At 54.6% G+C, this 16,596-nt stretch carries 15 protein-coding genes and 4 tRNA genes; 10 read left to right on the top strand and 9 right to left on the bottom strand.

Annotated elements, in window-relative coordinates:
- From ACLQ7H_RS13755 to gpmA, 9 genes are all read left to right on the top strand, one after another.
- Positions 1-452: TOBE domain-containing protein (locus ACLQ7H_RS13755; RefSeq protein ID WP_411753153.1), on the top strand; the 452-nt coding region annotated here is incomplete at its 5' end.
- 90 nt (positions 453-542) lie between these two features.
- Positions 543-2,012: a molybdate ABC transporter ATP-binding protein ModF gene (gene modF / locus ACLQ7H_RS13750; RefSeq protein WP_411753152.1), complete on the top strand. Its 1,470-nt coding sequence runs from the start codon at positions 543-545 to the stop codon at positions 2,010-2,012.
- 120 nt (positions 2,013-2,132) lie between these two features.
- Positions 2,133-2,705 carry a cysteine hydrolase family protein gene (locus ACLQ7H_RS13745; protein ID WP_411753151.1) on the top strand — a complete coding sequence of 191 codons (573 nt, stop codon included), beginning with the start codon at positions 2,133-2,135 and terminating at the stop codon, positions 2,703-2,705.
- 157 nt (positions 2,706-2,862) lie between these two features.
- Positions 2,863-3,684, top strand: a complete 822-nt coding sequence (locus ACLQ7H_RS13740; protein ID WP_411753150.1) for a lysostaphin resistance A-like protein — start codon at positions 2,863-2,865, stop codon at positions 3,682-3,684.
- Between the two features lie 261 nt (positions 3,685-3,945).
- Entirely contained in the window at positions 3,946-4,995 is a 1,050-nt protein-coding gene (galT, locus tag ACLQ7H_RS13735; protein WP_411753149.1) for a galactose-1-phosphate uridylyltransferase, read from the top strand.
- Positions 4,995-6,146: a galactokinase gene (gene galK / locus ACLQ7H_RS13730; protein ID WP_411753148.1), complete on the top strand. Its 1,152-nt coding sequence runs from the start codon at positions 4,995-4,997 to the stop codon at positions 6,144-6,146. Before galT ends, galK begins: the two co-directional genes overlap by 1 nt.
- Positions 6,140-7,183 (top strand): galactose-1-epimerase, encoded by a 1,044-nt coding sequence (galM, locus tag ACLQ7H_RS13725; protein ID WP_411753147.1) that lies wholly within the window; start codon positions 6,140-6,142, stop codon positions 7,181-7,183. Before galK ends, galM begins: the two co-directional genes overlap by 7 nt.
- A gap of 187 nt (positions 7,184-7,370) precedes the next feature.
- A complete protein-coding gene (locus ACLQ7H_RS13720; RefSeq protein ID WP_411753146.1) occupies positions 7,371-7,709 on the top strand; it encodes a PsiF family protein in 339 nt (112 codons plus the stop codon).
- Between the two features lie 273 nt (positions 7,710-7,982).
- A complete protein-coding gene (gpmA, locus tag ACLQ7H_RS13715; RefSeq protein WP_021180326.1) occupies positions 7,983-8,735 on the top strand; it encodes a 2,3-diphosphoglycerate-dependent phosphoglycerate mutase in 753 nt (250 codons plus the stop codon).
- Positions 8,736-8,787: 52 nt separating this feature from the next.
- Here the strand turns inward: gpmA and ACLQ7H_RS13710 are convergent, their stop codons facing one another.
- The 3 genes from ACLQ7H_RS13710 to aroG form a co-directional block, all read right to left on the bottom strand.
- A complete protein-coding gene (locus tag ACLQ7H_RS13710; protein WP_411753145.1) occupies positions 8,788-9,822 on the bottom strand; it encodes a M48 family metallopeptidase in 1,035 nt (344 codons plus the stop codon).
- A gap of 10 nt (positions 9,823-9,832) precedes the next feature.
- Positions 9,833-11,011, bottom strand: coding sequence for a YjgN family protein (locus ACLQ7H_RS13705; RefSeq protein WP_411753144.1), 1,179 nt, complete (start codon positions 11,009-11,011; stop codon positions 9,833-9,835).
- Between the two features lie 347 nt (positions 11,012-11,358).
- Positions 11,359-12,414, bottom strand: a complete 1,056-nt coding sequence (aroG, locus tag ACLQ7H_RS13700) for a 3-deoxy-7-phosphoheptulonate synthase AroG (protein ID WP_411753143.1) — start codon at positions 12,412-12,414, stop codon at positions 11,359-11,361.
- Between the two features lie 209 nt (positions 12,415-12,623).
- Between aroG and zitB the strand changes: the two genes are divergently transcribed.
- Entirely contained in the window at positions 12,624-13,562 is a 939-nt protein-coding gene (gene zitB, locus ACLQ7H_RS13695; RefSeq protein ID WP_411753142.1) for a CDF family zinc transporter ZitB, read from the top strand.
- 90 nt (positions 13,563-13,652) lie between these two features.
- On the opposite strand, the gene pnuC is transcribed toward zitB, so the two are convergent.
- The 6 genes from pnuC to ACLQ7H_RS13665 all read right to left on the bottom strand — a co-directional run bounded on the left by pnuC (position 13,653) and on the right by ACLQ7H_RS13665 (position 16,456).
- Positions 13,653-14,378 (bottom strand): nicotinamide riboside transporter PnuC, encoded by a 726-nt coding sequence (gene pnuC / locus ACLQ7H_RS13690; protein WP_021805254.1) that lies wholly within the window; start codon positions 14,376-14,378, stop codon positions 13,653-13,655.
- A 30-nt stretch (positions 14,379-14,408) separates the two neighbouring features.
- A complete protein-coding gene (gene nadA / locus ACLQ7H_RS13685; RefSeq protein ID WP_411753141.1) occupies positions 14,409-15,470 on the bottom strand; it encodes a quinolinate synthase NadA in 1,062 nt (353 codons plus the stop codon).
- 359 nt (positions 15,471-15,829) lie between these two features.
- Positions 15,830-15,905 (bottom strand) — tRNA-Lys (locus ACLQ7H_RS13680).
- A gap of 77 nt (positions 15,906-15,982) precedes the next feature.
- Positions 15,983-16,058, bottom strand: a tRNA-Lys gene (locus ACLQ7H_RS13675).
- Positions 16,059-16,297: 239 nt separating this feature from the next.
- A tRNA-Lys gene (locus ACLQ7H_RS13670) sits at positions 16,298-16,373 on the bottom strand.
- 7 nt (positions 16,374-16,380) lie between these two features.
- Positions 16,381-16,456: transfer RNA gene (locus tag ACLQ7H_RS13665), tRNA-Val, on the bottom strand.
- Positions 16,457-16,596: the final 140 nt, after the last annotated feature.

Below are 16,596 nucleotides of genomic sequence, written 5' to 3'. Positions count from 1 at the left end.
TGGCCGCCATCGCCCGTTTCTCGTTGCAAACCAGCGCCCGCAACCAGTTTTTCGGTACCGTAATTGAACGCGATCACCAGCAGGTCCAACAGCATATCAGCCTGCTGCTGGCCGACGGCCACACCCGTTTGACCGCCGCCGTCACTCAGCAAAGCGCCGATCGGCTTCAGTTGACGCCGGGCAAAGAGGTGTTGGCCCTGATTAAAGCGCCTTGGGTGAAGCTCAGTACCGATCCCGCTTCGACTGGCCTGGCCGATAACGCGTTAGCGGGTTTCGTTGCCAGTATCCAACCTGGCAGCGATCATAGCGAGGTTCTGGTAACGCTCAACGGCGGAGAAACACTGTGCGCCACCGTCAGCAATCAGGAACTGGCACAGCTGAAACTGAGCATCGGCACGGCAGTACACGCCCTATTCAACGCCGTTCGGGTGATTGTCGCGACGTTGTGTTAAACGCAACGTCACGTTGCAGTATTGCCGATTGACATCTTTTCCGCTTGCGCCTATTTCTAAAGCGAAACATTGCAGAATAGGGATTAGAAGATGTCGTCGTTGCACATTTCGCAAGGTTCATTTCGTTTAAGCGATACCCGCACGCTAGAGCTGGATCGGCTTGATATTCAGTCCGGCGATAGCTGGGCATTCGTCGGGGCTAACGGCAGCGGCAAATCCGCGCTGGCCCGGGCGCTGGCCGGTGAGCTGACGTTGCTGAAAGGCGAAAGCCACAGTGATTTTCGCCACGTAGTGCGGCTCTCTTTTGAGCAGTTGCAAAAGCTGGTCAGCGACGAATGGCAACGCAACAATACCGACCTGCTCAGCGCGGACGAAGACGACACCGGGCGCACCACAGCGGAAATCATTCAGGAAGAACTCAAAGATCCCGCGCGCTGCGCACAGTTAGCCGAGCAGTTTGGCATCACGCCCTTGCTTACGCGCCGTTTCAAATATCTCTCTACCGGTGAGACCCGCAAAACCCTGCTTTGCCGAGCTCTGATGGCCCAACCCGATTTATTGATCCTCGATGAGCCCTTCGACGGGTTGGACGTCAATTCGCGCGCTCAGCTCGCCACCCTGCTTGGTGAACTTTCACAGCAGGGTTATACCGTAGTCCTGGTGCTCAACCGGTTTGATGAAATCCCAGGCTTCATTGAGCAGGTCGGCGTGCTGGCCGATTGCACCCTCACCAGCCAGGGGCCGCGGCGACAGGTGATGGCCGAAGCGCTGGTCGCCCAGCTGGCACACAGTGAAAATCTCAACGGCTTGACGCTGCCAGAAACCGAAGATCCCACCCAGCTCATCAAGCTGCCGGACGATCGACCACTGATCGTACTGCGTGATGGCGTAGTGAGCTACAACGATCGCCCCATCCTCAACCAACTCAGTTGGCAGGTTAACCCCGGTGAACACTGGCAGATCGTCGGCCCGAACGGGGCGGGAAAATCCACCCTGCTCAGCCTGATCACCGGCGATCATCCACAAGGCTACAGCAACGATCTGACGCTGTTTGGCCGCCGACGCGGCAGCGGGGAAACCATCTGGGATATCAAACGCCATATCGGCTACGTCAGCAGCAGCCTGCATCTGGACTACCGGGTCAGTTCCAGCGTGCGTAACGTGATCCTGTCCGGCTTCTTTGATTCGATCGGCATTTATCAGGCGATTTCCGACCGTCAGCATCAGTTGACCTCGCAGTGGCTGGCGCTGCTTGGGCTTGGCGCTATGGGCGATGCCCCCTTCCATACCCTGTCCTGGGGCCAACAACGCTTGGCGCTGATCGCACGGGCGTTAGTCAAACATCCGGCGCTGCTGATCCTCGATGAACCGCTGCAAGGCTTGGATCCGCTAAACCGCCAGTTGGTACGGCGCTTCGTGGATGTGCTGATCCACCAGGGATCGACCCAGTTGCTGTTTGTTTCACACCACGCGGAAGATGCACCGCAATGCATCACCCACCGTTTCTCCTTCATCCCTGAAGGCGATAGCTACCGCTATCAGCAAGACGTGCTGGCTTAACCTACTCGGGATGAGTGCTACAGCGCTCATCCTGGGGACATATCCGGCAACACTTCCTTCACAACGCATCACATTTGGCCTTTTATCATTAAAGGGTACAGAGACGTTTTTGGAGAAGGTATGTCCGCCGCGCTGATTATTATTGACCTGATCGAAGATCTGGCTGGCCCTAAAGGGCGGGCGAATCACTGCCGCGAACAGATCGTAACGCATGATGTGATCGCGCACGTCAATGCTGCTGCGGCCTACGCGCGGGTGCGTAAAATCCCGGTAATTTGGTTGCGCACCGGTTTTGCCGACGATTACCAGGATATTCCCCGACACTCACCGCTGTTCAATCAGCTCAAACATATCGGCGCGCTGCGTTTAAGCAACGGGGGATGTCAATGGCTGGCCGGTCTGGAGGTACAAACCGAAGATCTGCGCCTGGAAAAGAAAGGGCTTAGCGCCTTTGCCGGTAACAATTTGTTAGCCTGGTTACAGCAGCACCGCTACCACCACCTGTTATTAGGCGGTATCAGCACTCCGCTAGCCATTGAGAGCACCGCCCGGCAGGCACACGATGCAGGCTTACAGGTGACGGTGCTACAAGATCTGTGCGCCGCCCCAACGGAAGAGATCCACCAGCAAAGCCTGGAGATCTTACAGAACCTTGGGGAAGTTATCCGTTCGCAGGCGTGGATGAAGGGTTAAATCACTCGCTCATACCTTATGGCACGATTAACTACTGTCCCGACCTTAATATTCACCCGGTTGTGCTACTATCCCATTTAGTGCCCATTTAACCAGACATTAACACGCCGGATTTCCGGCATTGGGCACCGTGTATCTATTAAAAGGGATAGCTATTATGTGGGGCGTACTTTCGGCTTCGTTGTTTTTTTTGCCATTTAACCGGCTGATAGCTTCGGTGGTTTTGGCAGCTGCCGCGGCAATGGGGATTTACCATCATATCCTGACGCCCGTCGGCCTGGGTTATCTGGCAGTTATCGCCATCGCCATCTGGCTTCATCAGCACTATCGCCAGCAGCACAGCATCACGCTGGTGCTGGAACTCTTTTTAGTCGCCTGCTCCATCGCCCTGTTTTATCACCTGATACCGGGCATCAATAACCAATTGATGGTCGATCAGGACAAAGTGGGCCCGATGAGCTCGCTGTATTCCATGTATTACAATTTCGATAAGGCATTGGTGCCCTTCCTGCTATTAGCCTGCCTGCCCACGCTGTTTAACGCGGGCAAACCCGACAAGCCGGTTGGCGTCAGCGCCTGGTTGCTCCTGGTGCTAGGCATCCCTGCGGTACTGCTGTTGGCGGTGGCGCTCGGTGGGCTGAAAGTTGAGTTGCATCTGCCCTCCTGGATCCTGGCCTTCATTATGGCCAACCTGTTTTTTGTTTCGATGGCCGAAGAAGCGCTGTTCCGTGGCTATTTGCAGCAGCGTCTGCGCCAGTGGCTGGGTGCCTATCCGGCACTGATTATCACCGCCCTGCTGTTCGGTGCCGCCCACTTTGCCGGTGGCATGTTGATGGTGGCATTTGCCACGCTGGCGGGGGTGATTTATGGCCTGGCCTGGATGTGGAGCGGCCGCCTGTGGGTGCCCATTCTCTTCCACTTTGGGCTAAATCTGGTCCATTTGCTGTTCTTTACCTACCCGGTTTACCAGTATCAGTAACCCTCCAGGCCGGCAGATTTCTCTGCCGGCCTGCATTGTGTAATCGCTACCACTTAACCAGCCCATCAGCCTTATCTACCTCAACAAGATTATAGCTTCAATCAATGTAAGCGATTCCATTTTTCGCGCTAGATCACCTTTTTATCACCGTGACCGTGCTATCTTCTAGCCATTATTTTCCAAAATGCACTCGGCTAAAGTCGGTCACGCAGCAGGTGAAAGCGATTACAATTAGCCCCGTCGCGAGATAAAGGAAGCGCTATGTCTGATTTTAATCCTATCGATCATCCACATCGCCGTTTTAATCCCCTCACCGGCCAATGGGTGTTGGTATCTCCACATCGGGCCAAACGTCCGTGGCAGGGCCAGCAGGAATCTCCCGCTCAGGAAATACTGCCCGCCCACGATCCCGACTGCTTCCTTTGCCCCGGCAATACGCGCGTGACCGGTGATAAAAACCCTGATTATCCGGGCACCTATGTGTTCACCAACGATTTTGCCGCCCTGATGCAAGATACCCCGCAGGCGCCGGAAAGTGACGATCCGCTGATGCGTTGCCAGAGCGCCCGTGGCACCAGCCGGGTGATCTGCTTCTCTCCCGATCACAGTAAAACGCTGCCGCAGCTGACGCTACCCGCGCTAGAACAGGTGATCGCCGCCTGGCAGGAACAGACCGCCGATCTGGGGCGCAGCTACCCCTGGGTGCAGGTGTTTGAAAATAAAGGGGCCGCGATGGGCTGTTCCAACCCTCACCCGCACGGTCAGGTATGGGCCAACAGCTTCCTGCCGAATGAAGCCGAACGAGAAGATCGCCTGCAACAAGCGTATTTCAGCCAGCATCAATCCGCCATGCTGGTGGACTATGCCCAGCGCGAGCAGGCCGACGGCAGCCGTACGGTGGTGGAAACCGAGCATTGGCTAGCGGTCGTTCCTTACTGGGCTGCATGGCCATTTGAAACGCTGCTGCTGCCAAAAGCGCCGGTGCAGCGCCTTACCGACCTTAGCGCAGCACAAAGCCGCGATCTGGCTATCGCGCTGAAGAAACTGACCAGCCGCTATGACAACCTGTTCCAATGCTCTTTCCCTTATTCCATGGGCTGGCACGGTGCACCCTTCAACCAGGCCGATAACCGCCACTGGCAGCTGCATGCCCACTTCTACCCGCCGTTACTGCGCAGCGCCACGGTGCGCAAATTTATGGTGGGTTATGAAATGCTGGCGGAAACCCAACGCGACCTGACCGCAGAACAAGCCGCTGAACGCCTGCGTGCGGTCAGTGATATCCATTACCGCGAAGCCGGAGTGAAATAATGAGTCTGAAGCAACTTACCCAAGCCCTGTTTAACGAACACTTTGGCTACGCACCCACCCTGACGATCCAGGCTCCGGGCCGAGTCAATCTGATCGGTGAGCACACCGATTATAACGACGGCTTTGTCCTGCCCTGCGCCATTGATTATCAAACCGTGATCAGCGGGGCTCCACGTAGCGATCGCCAGATCCGCGTATTGGCCGCCGATTACGAGAACCAGCAGGATCTGTTCTCGCTGGATGAGCCGATCGTCAGTCACGCCAATCTGCGCTGGGCCGATTATGTACGCGGCGTGGTGAAACACCTGCAGACCCGCGATGCCAATTTTGGCGGTGCCGATCTGGTGATCAGCGGCAACGTCCCGCAGGGGGCTGGACTTAGTTCCTCCGCCTCACTAGAAGTGGCCGTCGGGCAGGTCTTGCAAGCGCTCTATCACTTGCCGTTGGATGGCGTAGCGCTGGCGCTGAATGGCCAGGAAGCGGAAAACCAGTTTGTCGGCTGCAACTGCGGCATTATGGATCAGCTGATTTCTGCGTTGGGTAAGAAAGATCACGCCCTGCTGATCGACTGCCGCTCTTTGGAAACTCGGGCGGTGCCAATGCCAGCCGATGTCGCGGTGGTGATCATCAACTCTAACGTCAAACGCGGCCTGGTCGATAGTGAATACAACACCCGCCGGCAACAGTGCGAAGCGGCGGCTCGCTTCTTCGGCGTCAAGGCGCTGCGCGACGTCAGCCCGGATCTGTTCTTCCCGATCCTGCATGAACTGGATCCGATCGTGGCCAAACGGGCGCGCCATGTGATCACCGAAAACGATCGCACCTTGGCTGCTGCCGATGCCTTGGCCGCTGGCAACCTGAAACTGATGGGCAAACTGATGGCCGAATCGCACGCTTCAATGCGTGATGATTTTGCAATTACCGTCCCCCCTATCGATACGCTGGTCGAGATTGTGAAAGAAGTCATTGGCGATCGTGGCGGTGTGCGCATGACCGGAGGCGGTTTCGGGGGCTGCATCGTGGCCCTGATGCCACTGGATCTGGTAGAGTCGGTGCGCACGGCGGTAGCTCGCGAATATCCATTGCGGACCAACGGCCTGCAAGAAACTTTCTACGTCTGCAAAGCCTCACAAGGATCCGGTCTATGCTGAGCGATCACTCCGCCGTTGCCCCAGACGGCCAGCCCTTTACTTTCACCACCCTGCGTAATGCCGCAGGAATGACGGTCACGTTTATGGATTGGGGCGCAACCTGGCTTTCCGCCGTGCTGCCGCTGAAATCAGGGGAGCAGCGTGAGCTGCTGCTGGGGTGCCAAACCCCGCAGGACTACCTTCGTCAAGGTGCCTATCTGGGGGCCACGGTCGGGCGCTATGCCAACCGTATTGCTCATGCCAGCCTGCAAATCGCCGGCAAGCCACACCCGCTGATCGCCAATCAAGGGGAGCATCAACTACACGGCGGGCCAAACGGCTTCCACGCTCGCCGCTGGCAGATTGTGGAGCAGGATGAGCAGCAGGTGATTTATCAGCTCCATTCGCCGGACGGCGACCAGGGCTTCCCAGGGAACCTCGACGTGACGCTGATCTACCGGCTAACCGCCGATCACCGGCTGGAGATTGAGTATCAGGCGCAAACCGATCGCGCCTGCCCGGTCAATCTGACCAACCATGCCTATTTCAATCTGGATGGCGCTGGCCACGACGCCCGACAACAGCGCTTGCAGCTGTTCGCTGACCGTTATCTTCCCGTAGACGGCGATGGCATTCCCAGTGCCGATCTGACGGCGGTTGCAGGCACCGGGATGGATTTCCGCCAGCCGAAAACCCTGCAACAAGATTTATTGCGCGACCGCGATCAGCAACGGGTTAAGGGTTACGACCATGCTTACCTGCTGCACGATACCTGCCGCGGGTTGGCAAGCCCAGCGGCTCACCTCTGGTCTGCGGACGGCAAGGTCTCAATGACGGTGTTCACCACTGCGCCAGCACTCCAACTATACAGCGGTAATTATTTGGGTGGCACACCGGCGCGCGACGGCGGTAGCTACCAAAATTACGCCGGCGTGGCACTGGAAAGCGAGTTTCTGCCGGACAGCCCGAACCACTCAGAATGGCCACAGCCGGACTGTTGGCTACAGCCAGGCCAGCGTTATCAAAGCGCAACGCATTATCAGCTTATTCCTAACTGAGCCGCCATGCCCCTTGTCATGCGGTAAGGGGCGTGATTGTTATAATTGCTTACATTGCGCCCCTCGGTCGTTACCTTTCCTTATTGTCAACCCCGCACTAGAATCAGGCTACCGTGGTATACACAAGCCCGTGAGTGATATCACAATTTTCGGCCCGCTGGCCGTTCAATAGCTGAAGGAACACCTAATGCGTCTGATTACTGCACTTCCACTACTGGCAGGTTTACTGCTGAGTACCAACCTGATGGCTGCCGACACCGCAGCAAAAACGCCTTCCCCGGCGCAGGCTGCCCAGCAAAAACGCATGACCGACTGTAATCAACAGGCTACCACCCAATCGCTGAAAGGTTCTGACCGCACCACCTTCATGAGCACCTGCCTGAAGGCCGAAGGCCACCATACCGAGAAGGCCCTGACGCCGCAGCAGCAGAAGATGAAAGACTGTAATGCCGACGCCCCTAAAAAGAGCCTGAAAGGTGACGAGCGCAAAACCTTTATGAGTAGCTGCCTGAAAAAAACCGCCTGATCGCATTAACGCTGCGGCGCGAGTGAATAGCTCTCATTCGCGCCCTGCGGCCAGCCTGAACGATTCAGCTCTTTCCTTCGCCCCCCTGTTACCTTACGGCCAAAAATTGGCTATGGTTAACACCATACCCAGCAGTGGTAAGGGTCATCCAGTCCTGTTCAGGTAGGAAAGCGAGTAAGGTTATTCACGGGTATATTGATTGCCGTGATAGCGGTCGCAGAATATAATGATATTCGTTATCATTAAACCATCAGATTATTAAGGAGTTAAGCTATGGCTGTAACTAAGCTGGTTCTGGTGCGCCACGGCGAAAGCCAGTGGAACAACGAAAACCGCTTCACCGGTTGGTATGATGTCGATCTGTCCGATAAAGGCCGCACCGAAGCAAAAGCAGCAGGCAAGCTGTTAAAAGACGAAGGTTTCTCCTTCGATTTCGCTTACACCTCCGTACTGAAGCGGGCTATCCACACTCTGTGGAACATTCTGGACGAGTTGGACCAAGCCTGGTTGCCTACCGAAAAGTCCTGGAAGCTGAACGAACGCCATTACGGCGCGCTGCAGGGTCTGAACAAGGCTGAAACCGCAGAAAAATACGGTGACGAGCAGGTCAAGCAATGGCGTCGCGGTTTCGCGGTAACACCACCAGAACTAACCAAAGAAGATGAGCGCTACCCTGGCCACGATCCACGTTACTCAGCGCTGAGCGAAAAAGAGCTGCCGCTGACCGAAAGCCTGGCGCTGACCATCGATCGTGTTATCCCTTATTGGGACGAAGAGATCCTGCCACGCATCAAGAGCGGTGAACGCGTGATCGTCGCGGCTCACGGTAACTCCCTGCGTGCGTTGGTGAAATATCTGGATAACCTGAGCGAAGATGAGATCCTCGAGCTGAATATCCCAACCGGCGTGCCGTTGGTGTATGAGTTCGATGAGAACTTCAAGCCAATCAAGCGTTACTACCTGGGTAATGCCGATGAGATCGCAGCCAAAGCTGCAGCCGTCGCCAACCAGGGTAAAGCGAAATAAGTTTTCGCCCTTGAAAAACAACAAGCCCCCGGTGTTGAGCTGGGGGCTTTCTTTATTGCTCTTTGATCCTGGCTGCTTCGATAGCCTGCAAACGCGCCTGCATCTCTGGATGGGTGCTTAACCACTCCGGCACCTTTAGCGCCACGGTTGACGTGCTTGCCGCCTGTTGCAATGCGCGGTAGAGATCTTCCATCGCCGATAACGAACGCCCCTGTAGCTGCATTTCCGCGATTGCCCAGTCGTCTGCCTCACGCTCCACGCTGCGGGAGAACTGCATTTCATGCATGAATGAGGCCGATTGCAACAACGTATCGCCAATGCCGCTAACGTCACCGGTCATCCACATAAACGTCAGTGCTACCAGGGATGAACGCACCACCATGCGCATGGGGTGACGGTAAGCATGATGCCCCATTTCATGGAGCATTACCGCCGCCAGGCCGTCGTCATTGGTCGCCAGCTTGGCCAGATCGTCGGTGATCACCAAAGTCCCATCAGATAACATGAACGCATTAGCAACTTCTGGCACCGCCAGCAATTTCAACTTGAGCGGAGTACGCTCGTGCCGCATTTGTTCTGGCATCACCTGTAGAAATAGCTTCTGTATCGCCTGCTGTTTCTCGGCGGGCAATTGCGACGGCTTGAAGCCACTGGCTTCCAGGAAATCGAGCGTATGTTTACCCAACTTCTGTTCGGCCGTGGTTGGAATGCGCATGGCGATTTCACTGCTCGCCCAAGGGAGAACCAGGAAAACATAGGTCAAGGTCAACAAAACGGTCAGCAACAACGTCAGCAACACGCCACGCTTATAGCGTTCTAAGCGGTGCACTAACCCCGGTGAACGGCGTTGATAAAACCACTGGCAAAATGCCGCATCATCGGCGGGCACAAACCGGCCACCGTCTGGGAAGGTCAGGGTCAGCGGAATACGGGCCAATGACTCGGAAACGGTCATTTGCGCTAAGGAAAAATAGCGATGCTCGCCATCATATTGCAGCGTTACCCCATCGCCCATATCGTTTAATAACAGCCGGGCCGCCTGTTGGGCAGCCCGGCCAGGGCACTGATAGAGTCCTTCAAGGATCATCAGTCTTTACTCAAAAACCGGTACCCAGATCGAGAGCTTGTACGGCTTCTTCGGCGATAGCGGTGTTGGCCGTATCGTGGTGAGCCTGCACAGACAACAGCGACAGATCGCCTTCAACCTGAGTTGACTCAGCAATATAGCGAGCATGGCGTACATGAGCCACCGGAGCCGCAAGGCCCAGTGAAAAGACGGTGATCAGGGTGTTGGTGATCAAGAGTCCCATATACGGCAGAGTCTGCATGGAAGAACGCAGTTTAACCTCACCTTGCAGGGTAGTTTGGTTAAATACGTAGTTTCGCTGAGCCACAACCATATAGCTGCTGGACACCATGACACCCAGCAACAGCACCAGCATCATCATGAACAGGCTGCCAATATTACTTGCCATCTGGGCTTGCAACATGGCATCGGACATGCCGCCAAACAGCGCCATTTGGAATAAGGTGACAAAGAACGAGCCAACCAATACCAAGGCGATAACCAGGAATGGCAAGAAGATCAGCAGGCTGAACAACGCAATCTTAATGAACTCCGCTTTCTTGAATTCGGCCACAAATGGCGAATTGCCAAAGCGCATGTTGTTTACGTACAGATCGTATTGCAGGGTAGCCAGGATGCCATTGATCGCGGCCAACATCGGCACAAACAGGACAACGGTAATAGCAGCCAGCACGATTATCGCAGTCGGGCTACCCAGACTGCTGCCAACCAGACCTAATACGATCATAACCGCATACAGACCAATCACTAGCAGTATTGGGCAAAACAGTAATACCCAGTAAGCACGCCCGGTTTGGCATAAGTAATTGAAACGAACGCCACGATAGCTAGACATAATAGCGTTATAACGCCAGCTACGGATAATAATCCAAGGGATCAACGCAAGGAGTGCCAGCATGGCGACCATGCCAAGCAACGGATTGATAAACAACAGAACATAGAACAGGATCACGCCGCCAATCACCAGCAGACGGCCCTTGAGGATTTGCATTGGCTGCGCATGGTAATCGAAGCGATCGCCATTTAATTCGGTATTGCCGTAAAAATAACGACGGCGACGCACCGTAGCCCATGCCGAGTATATTCCCAATGTGATGGCCGTCAGTAATATGTTAACCAGCCAGATTGCGAAATACTCCCCGCCCGTACCGCGAAAGTACATTTGATGTTGAGTACTATTTTTTTCCATCAGCTATTCATCCTGAAATTAAAGTCACCCACCATAATGCCCTTATTTTTATATTGGGTATTTTGGCTGCAAAAAACGCATCATCATAATCATACCGCACGATAAGCGCAAACGGTGTTTTTACTGGTCATAGTGACACCAGACGATGAAGGCAGTGGACGAAATAAGATGTTTCCTGGAAATAAAAGCGCGACGAGTAATACCCACTTTTTACCATGAGAAATAGCCAAACAGAACGAGGAAAGCTCCACGCGATGAGGTTAATGTCAGATTTTATTCTGATGCCAGGCAGGCAAAAGATAGGGTTGGCCCCGCAACGACGCTACAGGGCCACAAACGCAGGTAGCTTATCGGTTACGGCGCGCCTTCACCGCTGCGGCCAGATCGCGCAGTACGGTTTCGGTATCTGCCCAACCAATGCAAGCATCGGTCACGCTTTTGCCGTAAACCAACGGTTCGCCGTTTTCCAGATTCTGATTTCCTTCCACCAGATGGCTTTCGATCATCACCCCGATAATGGCTTTTTCACCACCACGCAGTTGCTGGCAGACGTCCGCATTCACCTCCAGCTGCTTTTTAAACTGTTTGCTGCTGTTGGCGTGGCTGAAGTCGATCATCACCTGTGCAGGCAGGCCCGCTTTGGCCAGCCCTGCTTTCACTTCTTTCACATGAGCCGCACTGTAGTTCGGCTCTTTGCCGCCACGCAGAATAATGTGGCAGTCACCGTTGCCGCTGGTGTTAACAATTGCGGAATGACCCCATTTGGTCACGGACAGGAAGCAGTGCGGTGCGCCAGCAGCATTAATAGCATCGATCGCGACCTTGATGGTGCCGTCGGTGCCGTTTTTGAAGCCCACCGGGCAGGACAGGCCAGAGGCCAGTTCACGATGCACCTGGGATTCCGTGGTGCGTGCGCCGATCGCTCCCCAGCTCATCAAATCTCCCAGGTATTGCGGAGTGATCATATCCAGGAACTCGCCCGCAGCAGGCAAGCCGCTGTCATTGATATCCAACAGCAGTTTACGCGCCAGGCGCAGGCCTTCGTTAATCTGGAAGCTGTTATCCATCTGCGGATCGTTGATCAACCCTTTCCAGCCAACGGTGGTACGCGGTTTTTCAAAATAGACCCGCATCACCACTTCCAGCTCACCGCTGAGTTCCTGGCGCAGTCTCATCAGACGCGCGGCATACTCTTTCGCCGCTTTGGTATCGTGGATCGAGCAAGGGCCAATCACCACCAACAGGCGATCGTCATTGCCACGCAGGATGTTGTGAATCGATTGGCGAGCCTGTGACACCGTCTCTGCTGCCTGACCCGAAGCCGGAAACTTTTCCAACAGGGCCACCGGCGGCAGGAGTTCCTTGATTTCTTTAATGCGTAAGTCGTCGTTTTGGTAATTCATCACTTTTCCATTCGGTATCGGGTGTATCGCACAGCGCGTAGAGTAGATTTCACCAATCTAGCCTGTGAGGCTGACGCTGTAAATCACCTTTAGAACCCATAATCGCAACCGGCAAAGATTCAGCTCGCCGCCAAGGCCGCCTATAATGAGCTAAGTCGCGGCCAAACTTAGACTTTGGCCCCCAACAAATTTTGCAATAAGGAAAAGTAATGACGGCAGCTTCCCATGTCCATCAGCCTAAAGACGGCAACAGTAAGCGCCTACTAGCCGCATTTTTAGTCACCACCCTCTTCATGGTTGTCGAGGCCGTGGGCGGATTACTTTCTGGCTCACTGGCGCTGCTGGCAGACGCCGGGCATATGCTGACGGATTCCGCAGCCCTGCTCGTCGCGCTGATGGCGGTGCACTTCTCACAGCGTAAACCCAATGCCCGCCACACTTTTGGCTATCTGCGCCTGACCACGCTGGCCGCCTTTATCAATGCGGCGGCGTTACTGCTGATCGTCATATTCATCCTCTGGGAGGCCATACGGCGCTTCTTCGAACCGCAGCCAGTGATGGGTACCCCAATGCTGGTGATCGCCGTAGCGGGCCTGCTGGCTAACCTGTTCGCCTTCTGGCTGCTGCATCGCGGCAATGAAGAGAAAAATATCAACGTGCGGGCCGCCGCCCTGCATGTTCTCGGCGATCTGCTCGGCTCCGTCGGGGCGATCGCGGCAGCCATCATCATTCTGACTACTGGCTGGACCCCCATCGATCCAATACTCTCGGTTCTGGTTTCCTGCCTGGTGCTGCGCAGCGCCTGGCGTCTGCTTAAGGAGAGTTTCCATGAACTGCTGGAGGGAACGCCGCAAGAGGTAGATATCAATAAGCTGCAAAAGGATTTGTGCCTGAATATTCCGGAAGTGCGCAACATCCATCACGTGCATGTCTGGCAGATTGGCGAACAAAAGCTGATGACGCTGCATGCCCAGGTGATCCCGCCTCACGATCATGATGGACTGTTACGCCGCATCCAGGCTTATTTGCTGGAGCATTACCAGATTGGCCATGCAACGATCCAGATGGAATACCAGCATTGTGATACTCCAGACTGTGGCATTGTAAGTGATCACTCACACACAGACCATCTGGGGCATCATCATTAACGCTCCCTCACCCTAACCCTCTCCCACAGGGAGAGGGAACCGAACGAGCCACTGCTCAACTACGTCATTCGCCCTCTACATCAGACGATACTAAGGCGCTGAAGAAAACGGCTGGGAGTGATTTTTCGCGGCACTGCGTATCCATAGCCAGGAGCCATTGAGCGCAATCAGCGTCAAAATGACGTATTCCAACGCCATGGCGTACACGCCCTGGTAAGCAAAGATCGCCACGCTGATCACATCAATCACTACCCACAGCAGCCAGTTTTCGACGTACTTGCGCGTCATCAGGATCATGGCGACGATAGACAACACCATCATGGCCGAATCCCAGAACGGGAAAGCGTCCGGTTGCAGTTCTGGCATCTGTACGTTAAGACCCAGCCCCTGCATCACCGCCACCGCAATTTGCGTCAGATAGGCAAATACCCGGTCGATATTAAACGTCATCAACGCAATACCCACCACGCACACCGCTCCCCATGCCAATGCTTTAGGCAGCGGCAACCAACGGATCTGCAACTCGGCCTGATTATCCTGCGTCTGGCGGCTCCAGGCGTACCAGCCGTAAATATTGGCCACGAAGAAAAACAGTTGCAGCAACAGGCTGGCGTACAGCTGGATCTGAAAGAAGATCACCGCAAACAGCGTGACGTTGATCAGGCCAAACAGATAGTTGATGATTTTCTCTTTGCTGGCATACCAGATACAGAGTAAACCAAACAGCGTGCCGATGGCCTCAATCCACGACAGGTCATAACCCCCTGCACCAATCGGAATGTGGACCAGAATGTTGCCGGTGCTGAAAAAGCTCATGTGTATTCCTTAAAAAACGTAAGCCTGGATTCAGGCGTTGCCTTTAACCTGCATTTTCAACTGCGCTGCAAAGTCCAGCATGCGGTTGAGCGGGATCAGCGCCTGGTCACGCAGTGCGCCATCAACAAAAATCTCATGCTGTGAGCCCCCTTGTTCCAGTCCTTCGGCAATCGCCTTCAGGCCGTTCATCGCCATCCACGGGCAGTGGGCACAGCTGCGACAGGTGGCCCCCTCACCGGCGGTAGGAGCTTCAAACAGTTCTTTATCCGGACAAGCTTGCTGCATCTTGTAGAAGATACCGCGATCGGTGGCCACGATCAGTTGCCGGTTGGGCAAGGTTACCGCTGCCTGGATCAGTTGGCTGGTCGAACCGACGGCATCAGCCAGATCGACGATCGCCTGCGGTGACTCTGGATGCACCAGTATCGCAGCCTCCGGGTATAAGGCTTTCATGCGTATCAGCGCCTGGGTTTTAAACTCGTCATGGACGATACAGGCCCCCTGCCAGCACAGCACGTCCGCCCCGGTCTGCTTCTGCACATAGTTGCCCAGATGACGATCCGGTGCCCAGATGATTTTCTCACCCAGGCTGTCAAGATGTTCAATCAGCTCAACGGCAATGCTAGAAGTGACCACCCAATCAGCACGAGCTTTAACGGCGGCGGAAGTATTGGCGTAAACCACCACGGTCCGATCTGGATGGCTGTCGCAGAACGCGGCAAACTCCGCCTCGGGACAACCGAGGTCCAGCGAGCAATCGGCATGCAGCGTTGGCATCAGCACCTGTTTTTCCGGGCTGAGGATTTTGGCTGTCTCCCCCATAAAACGCACGCCAGCAACCAGCAAAGTAGACGCGGGATGTTGGCTGCCGAAACGTGCCATCTCCAGTGAATCGGCGACGCAGCCACCGGTCTCTTCGGCTAGCGCCTGGATCTCCGGATCGGTATAGTAATGGGCCACCAGGACTGCATCACGTTGCTTAAGCAAGGTTTTGATCTTCTGCCGATAAAAAGCCTTCTCTGCGACGTCTAACGGCACCGGTTTCGGCGGGAATGGGTATATCGCCGCATTGACATCAAACATTTCACTCATCGCTGTTATCTCTATGCTAGGCTGTGGGTCTGCTTTTTAGGCTGTATCTTGCCGCTTGCTTAACCGCCTCGTTTTATATACTAAACAAAATACCTAATTTTTGGCTAAAAGTCGCTGATCATTTCTTGGTATGGGCATATTTGTTTAATGGGCTGAAATATGAGATTGAAATGAGGGACTAGAGGCTTAAAGATAACGGCTAGGAACAGCGATTTGTGGGAGAGTGGGTCTGGCAGGATGACCGGCTGTCGCCGTTGTCTCGCAAGCGAGACTCGAACCTGAGCGCAGGATCTCACCCGCACGACTGGTGCAATATGATGCGCTGGAGTTTGTGTTTTAGTATTGGGGAGTCTTTAAGATGGTGGGTCGTGCAGGATTCGAACCTGCGACCAATTGATTAAAAGTCAACTGCTCTACCAACTGAGCTAACGACCCACTGATGTGGTTTACTGCTGAACCGCGTTAGCAACGAGAGAGACTCGACTGCAATTCTTTACCAATTCATCAAGAATTGGTGGGTCGTGCAGGATTCGAACCTGCGACCAATTGATTAAAAGTCAACTGCTCTACCAACTGAGCTAACGACCCACTGACGTGGTTTACTTCTGAACTATGAATACAGAATGGAGGACTGTATTGTCGAAACCTATGATTTACGTAGAACTGATTCTACTAAACATCCTTCACGATGGTTACTGCTGACCAATTCATTAAGAATTGGTGGGTCGTGCAGGATTAGCGGCCATGCCGTGGTCTCCCTACGGTCGGCTCGAACCTTTGACGGTTCTCATCCTTCACGATTCCAGCTTTACCAACTCATTAAGAATTGGTGGGTCGTGCAGGATTCGAACCTGCGACCAATTGATTAAAAGTCAACTGCTCTACCAACTGAGCTAACGACCCACTGTAGTGGTGGGTGATGACGGGCTCGAACCGCCGACCCCCTCCGTGTAAAGGAGATGCTCTACCAACTGAGCTAATCACCCACTGTCGTGGTTACTACTTTAGAAATTGGTGGGTCGTGCAGGATTAGCGGCCATGCCGTGGTCTCCCTACGGTCGGCTCGAACCTTTGACGGTTCTCATCCTTCACGATTCCAGCTTTACCAACTCATGAAGAATTGGTG

This window comes from Serratia sp. (in: enterobacteria) (genome assembly GCF_046715635.1).
In the GTDB taxonomy this organism is placed as follows: Bacteria; Pseudomonadota; Gammaproteobacteria; order Enterobacterales; family Enterobacteriaceae; genus Chania.
Note: the sequence above shows the minus strand (reverse complement) of the source record. Positions and strands in the feature narration are given on the sequence as shown.

Bases quoted from the DNA above. Each gene is read 5' to 3' on its own strand.
- modF (WP_411753152.1), top strand. From the start codon at position 543: ATGTCGTCGTTGCACATTTCGCAAGGTTCATTTCGTTTAAGCGATACC.
- ACLQ7H_RS13745 (WP_411753151.1), top strand. From the start codon at position 2,133: ATGTCCGCCGCGCTGATTATTATTGACCTGATCGAAGATCTGGCTGGC.
- ACLQ7H_RS13740 (WP_411753150.1), top strand. From the start codon at position 2,863: ATGTGGGGCGTACTTTCGGCTTCGTTGTTTTTTTTGCCATTTAACCGG.
- galT (WP_411753149.1), top strand. From the start codon at position 3,946: ATGTCTGATTTTAATCCTATCGATCATCCACATCGCCGTTTTAATCCC.
- galK (WP_411753148.1), top strand. From the start codon at position 4,995: ATGAGTCTGAAGCAACTTACCCAAGCCCTGTTTAACGAACACTTTGGC.
- galM (WP_411753147.1), top strand. From the start codon at position 6,140: ATGCTGAGCGATCACTCCGCCGTTGCCCCAGACGGCCAGCCCTTTACT.
- ACLQ7H_RS13720 (WP_411753146.1), top strand. From the start codon at position 7,371: ATGCGTCTGATTACTGCACTTCCACTACTGGCAGGTTTACTGCTGAGT.
- gpmA (WP_021180326.1), top strand. From the start codon at position 7,983: ATGGCTGTAACTAAGCTGGTTCTGGTGCGCCACGGCGAAAGCCAGTGG.
- ACLQ7H_RS13710 (WP_411753145.1), bottom strand. From the start codon at position 9,822: ATGATCCTTGAAGGACTCTATCAGTGCCCTGGCCGGGCTGCCCAACAG.
- ACLQ7H_RS13705 (WP_411753144.1), bottom strand. From the start codon at position 11,011: ATGGAAAAAAATAGTACTCAACATCAAATGTACTTTCGCGGTACGGGC.
- aroG (WP_411753143.1), bottom strand. From the start codon at position 12,414: ATGAATTACCAAAACGACGACTTACGCATTAAAGAAATCAAGGAACTC.
- zitB (WP_411753142.1), top strand. From the start codon at position 12,624: ATGACGGCAGCTTCCCATGTCCATCAGCCTAAAGACGGCAACAGTAAG.
- pnuC (WP_021805254.1), bottom strand. From the start codon at position 14,378: ATGAGCTTTTTCAGCACCGGCAACATTCTGGTCCACATTCCGATTGGT.
- nadA (WP_411753141.1), bottom strand. From the start codon at position 15,470: ATGAGTGAAATGTTTGATGTCAATGCGGCGATATACCCATTCCCGCCG.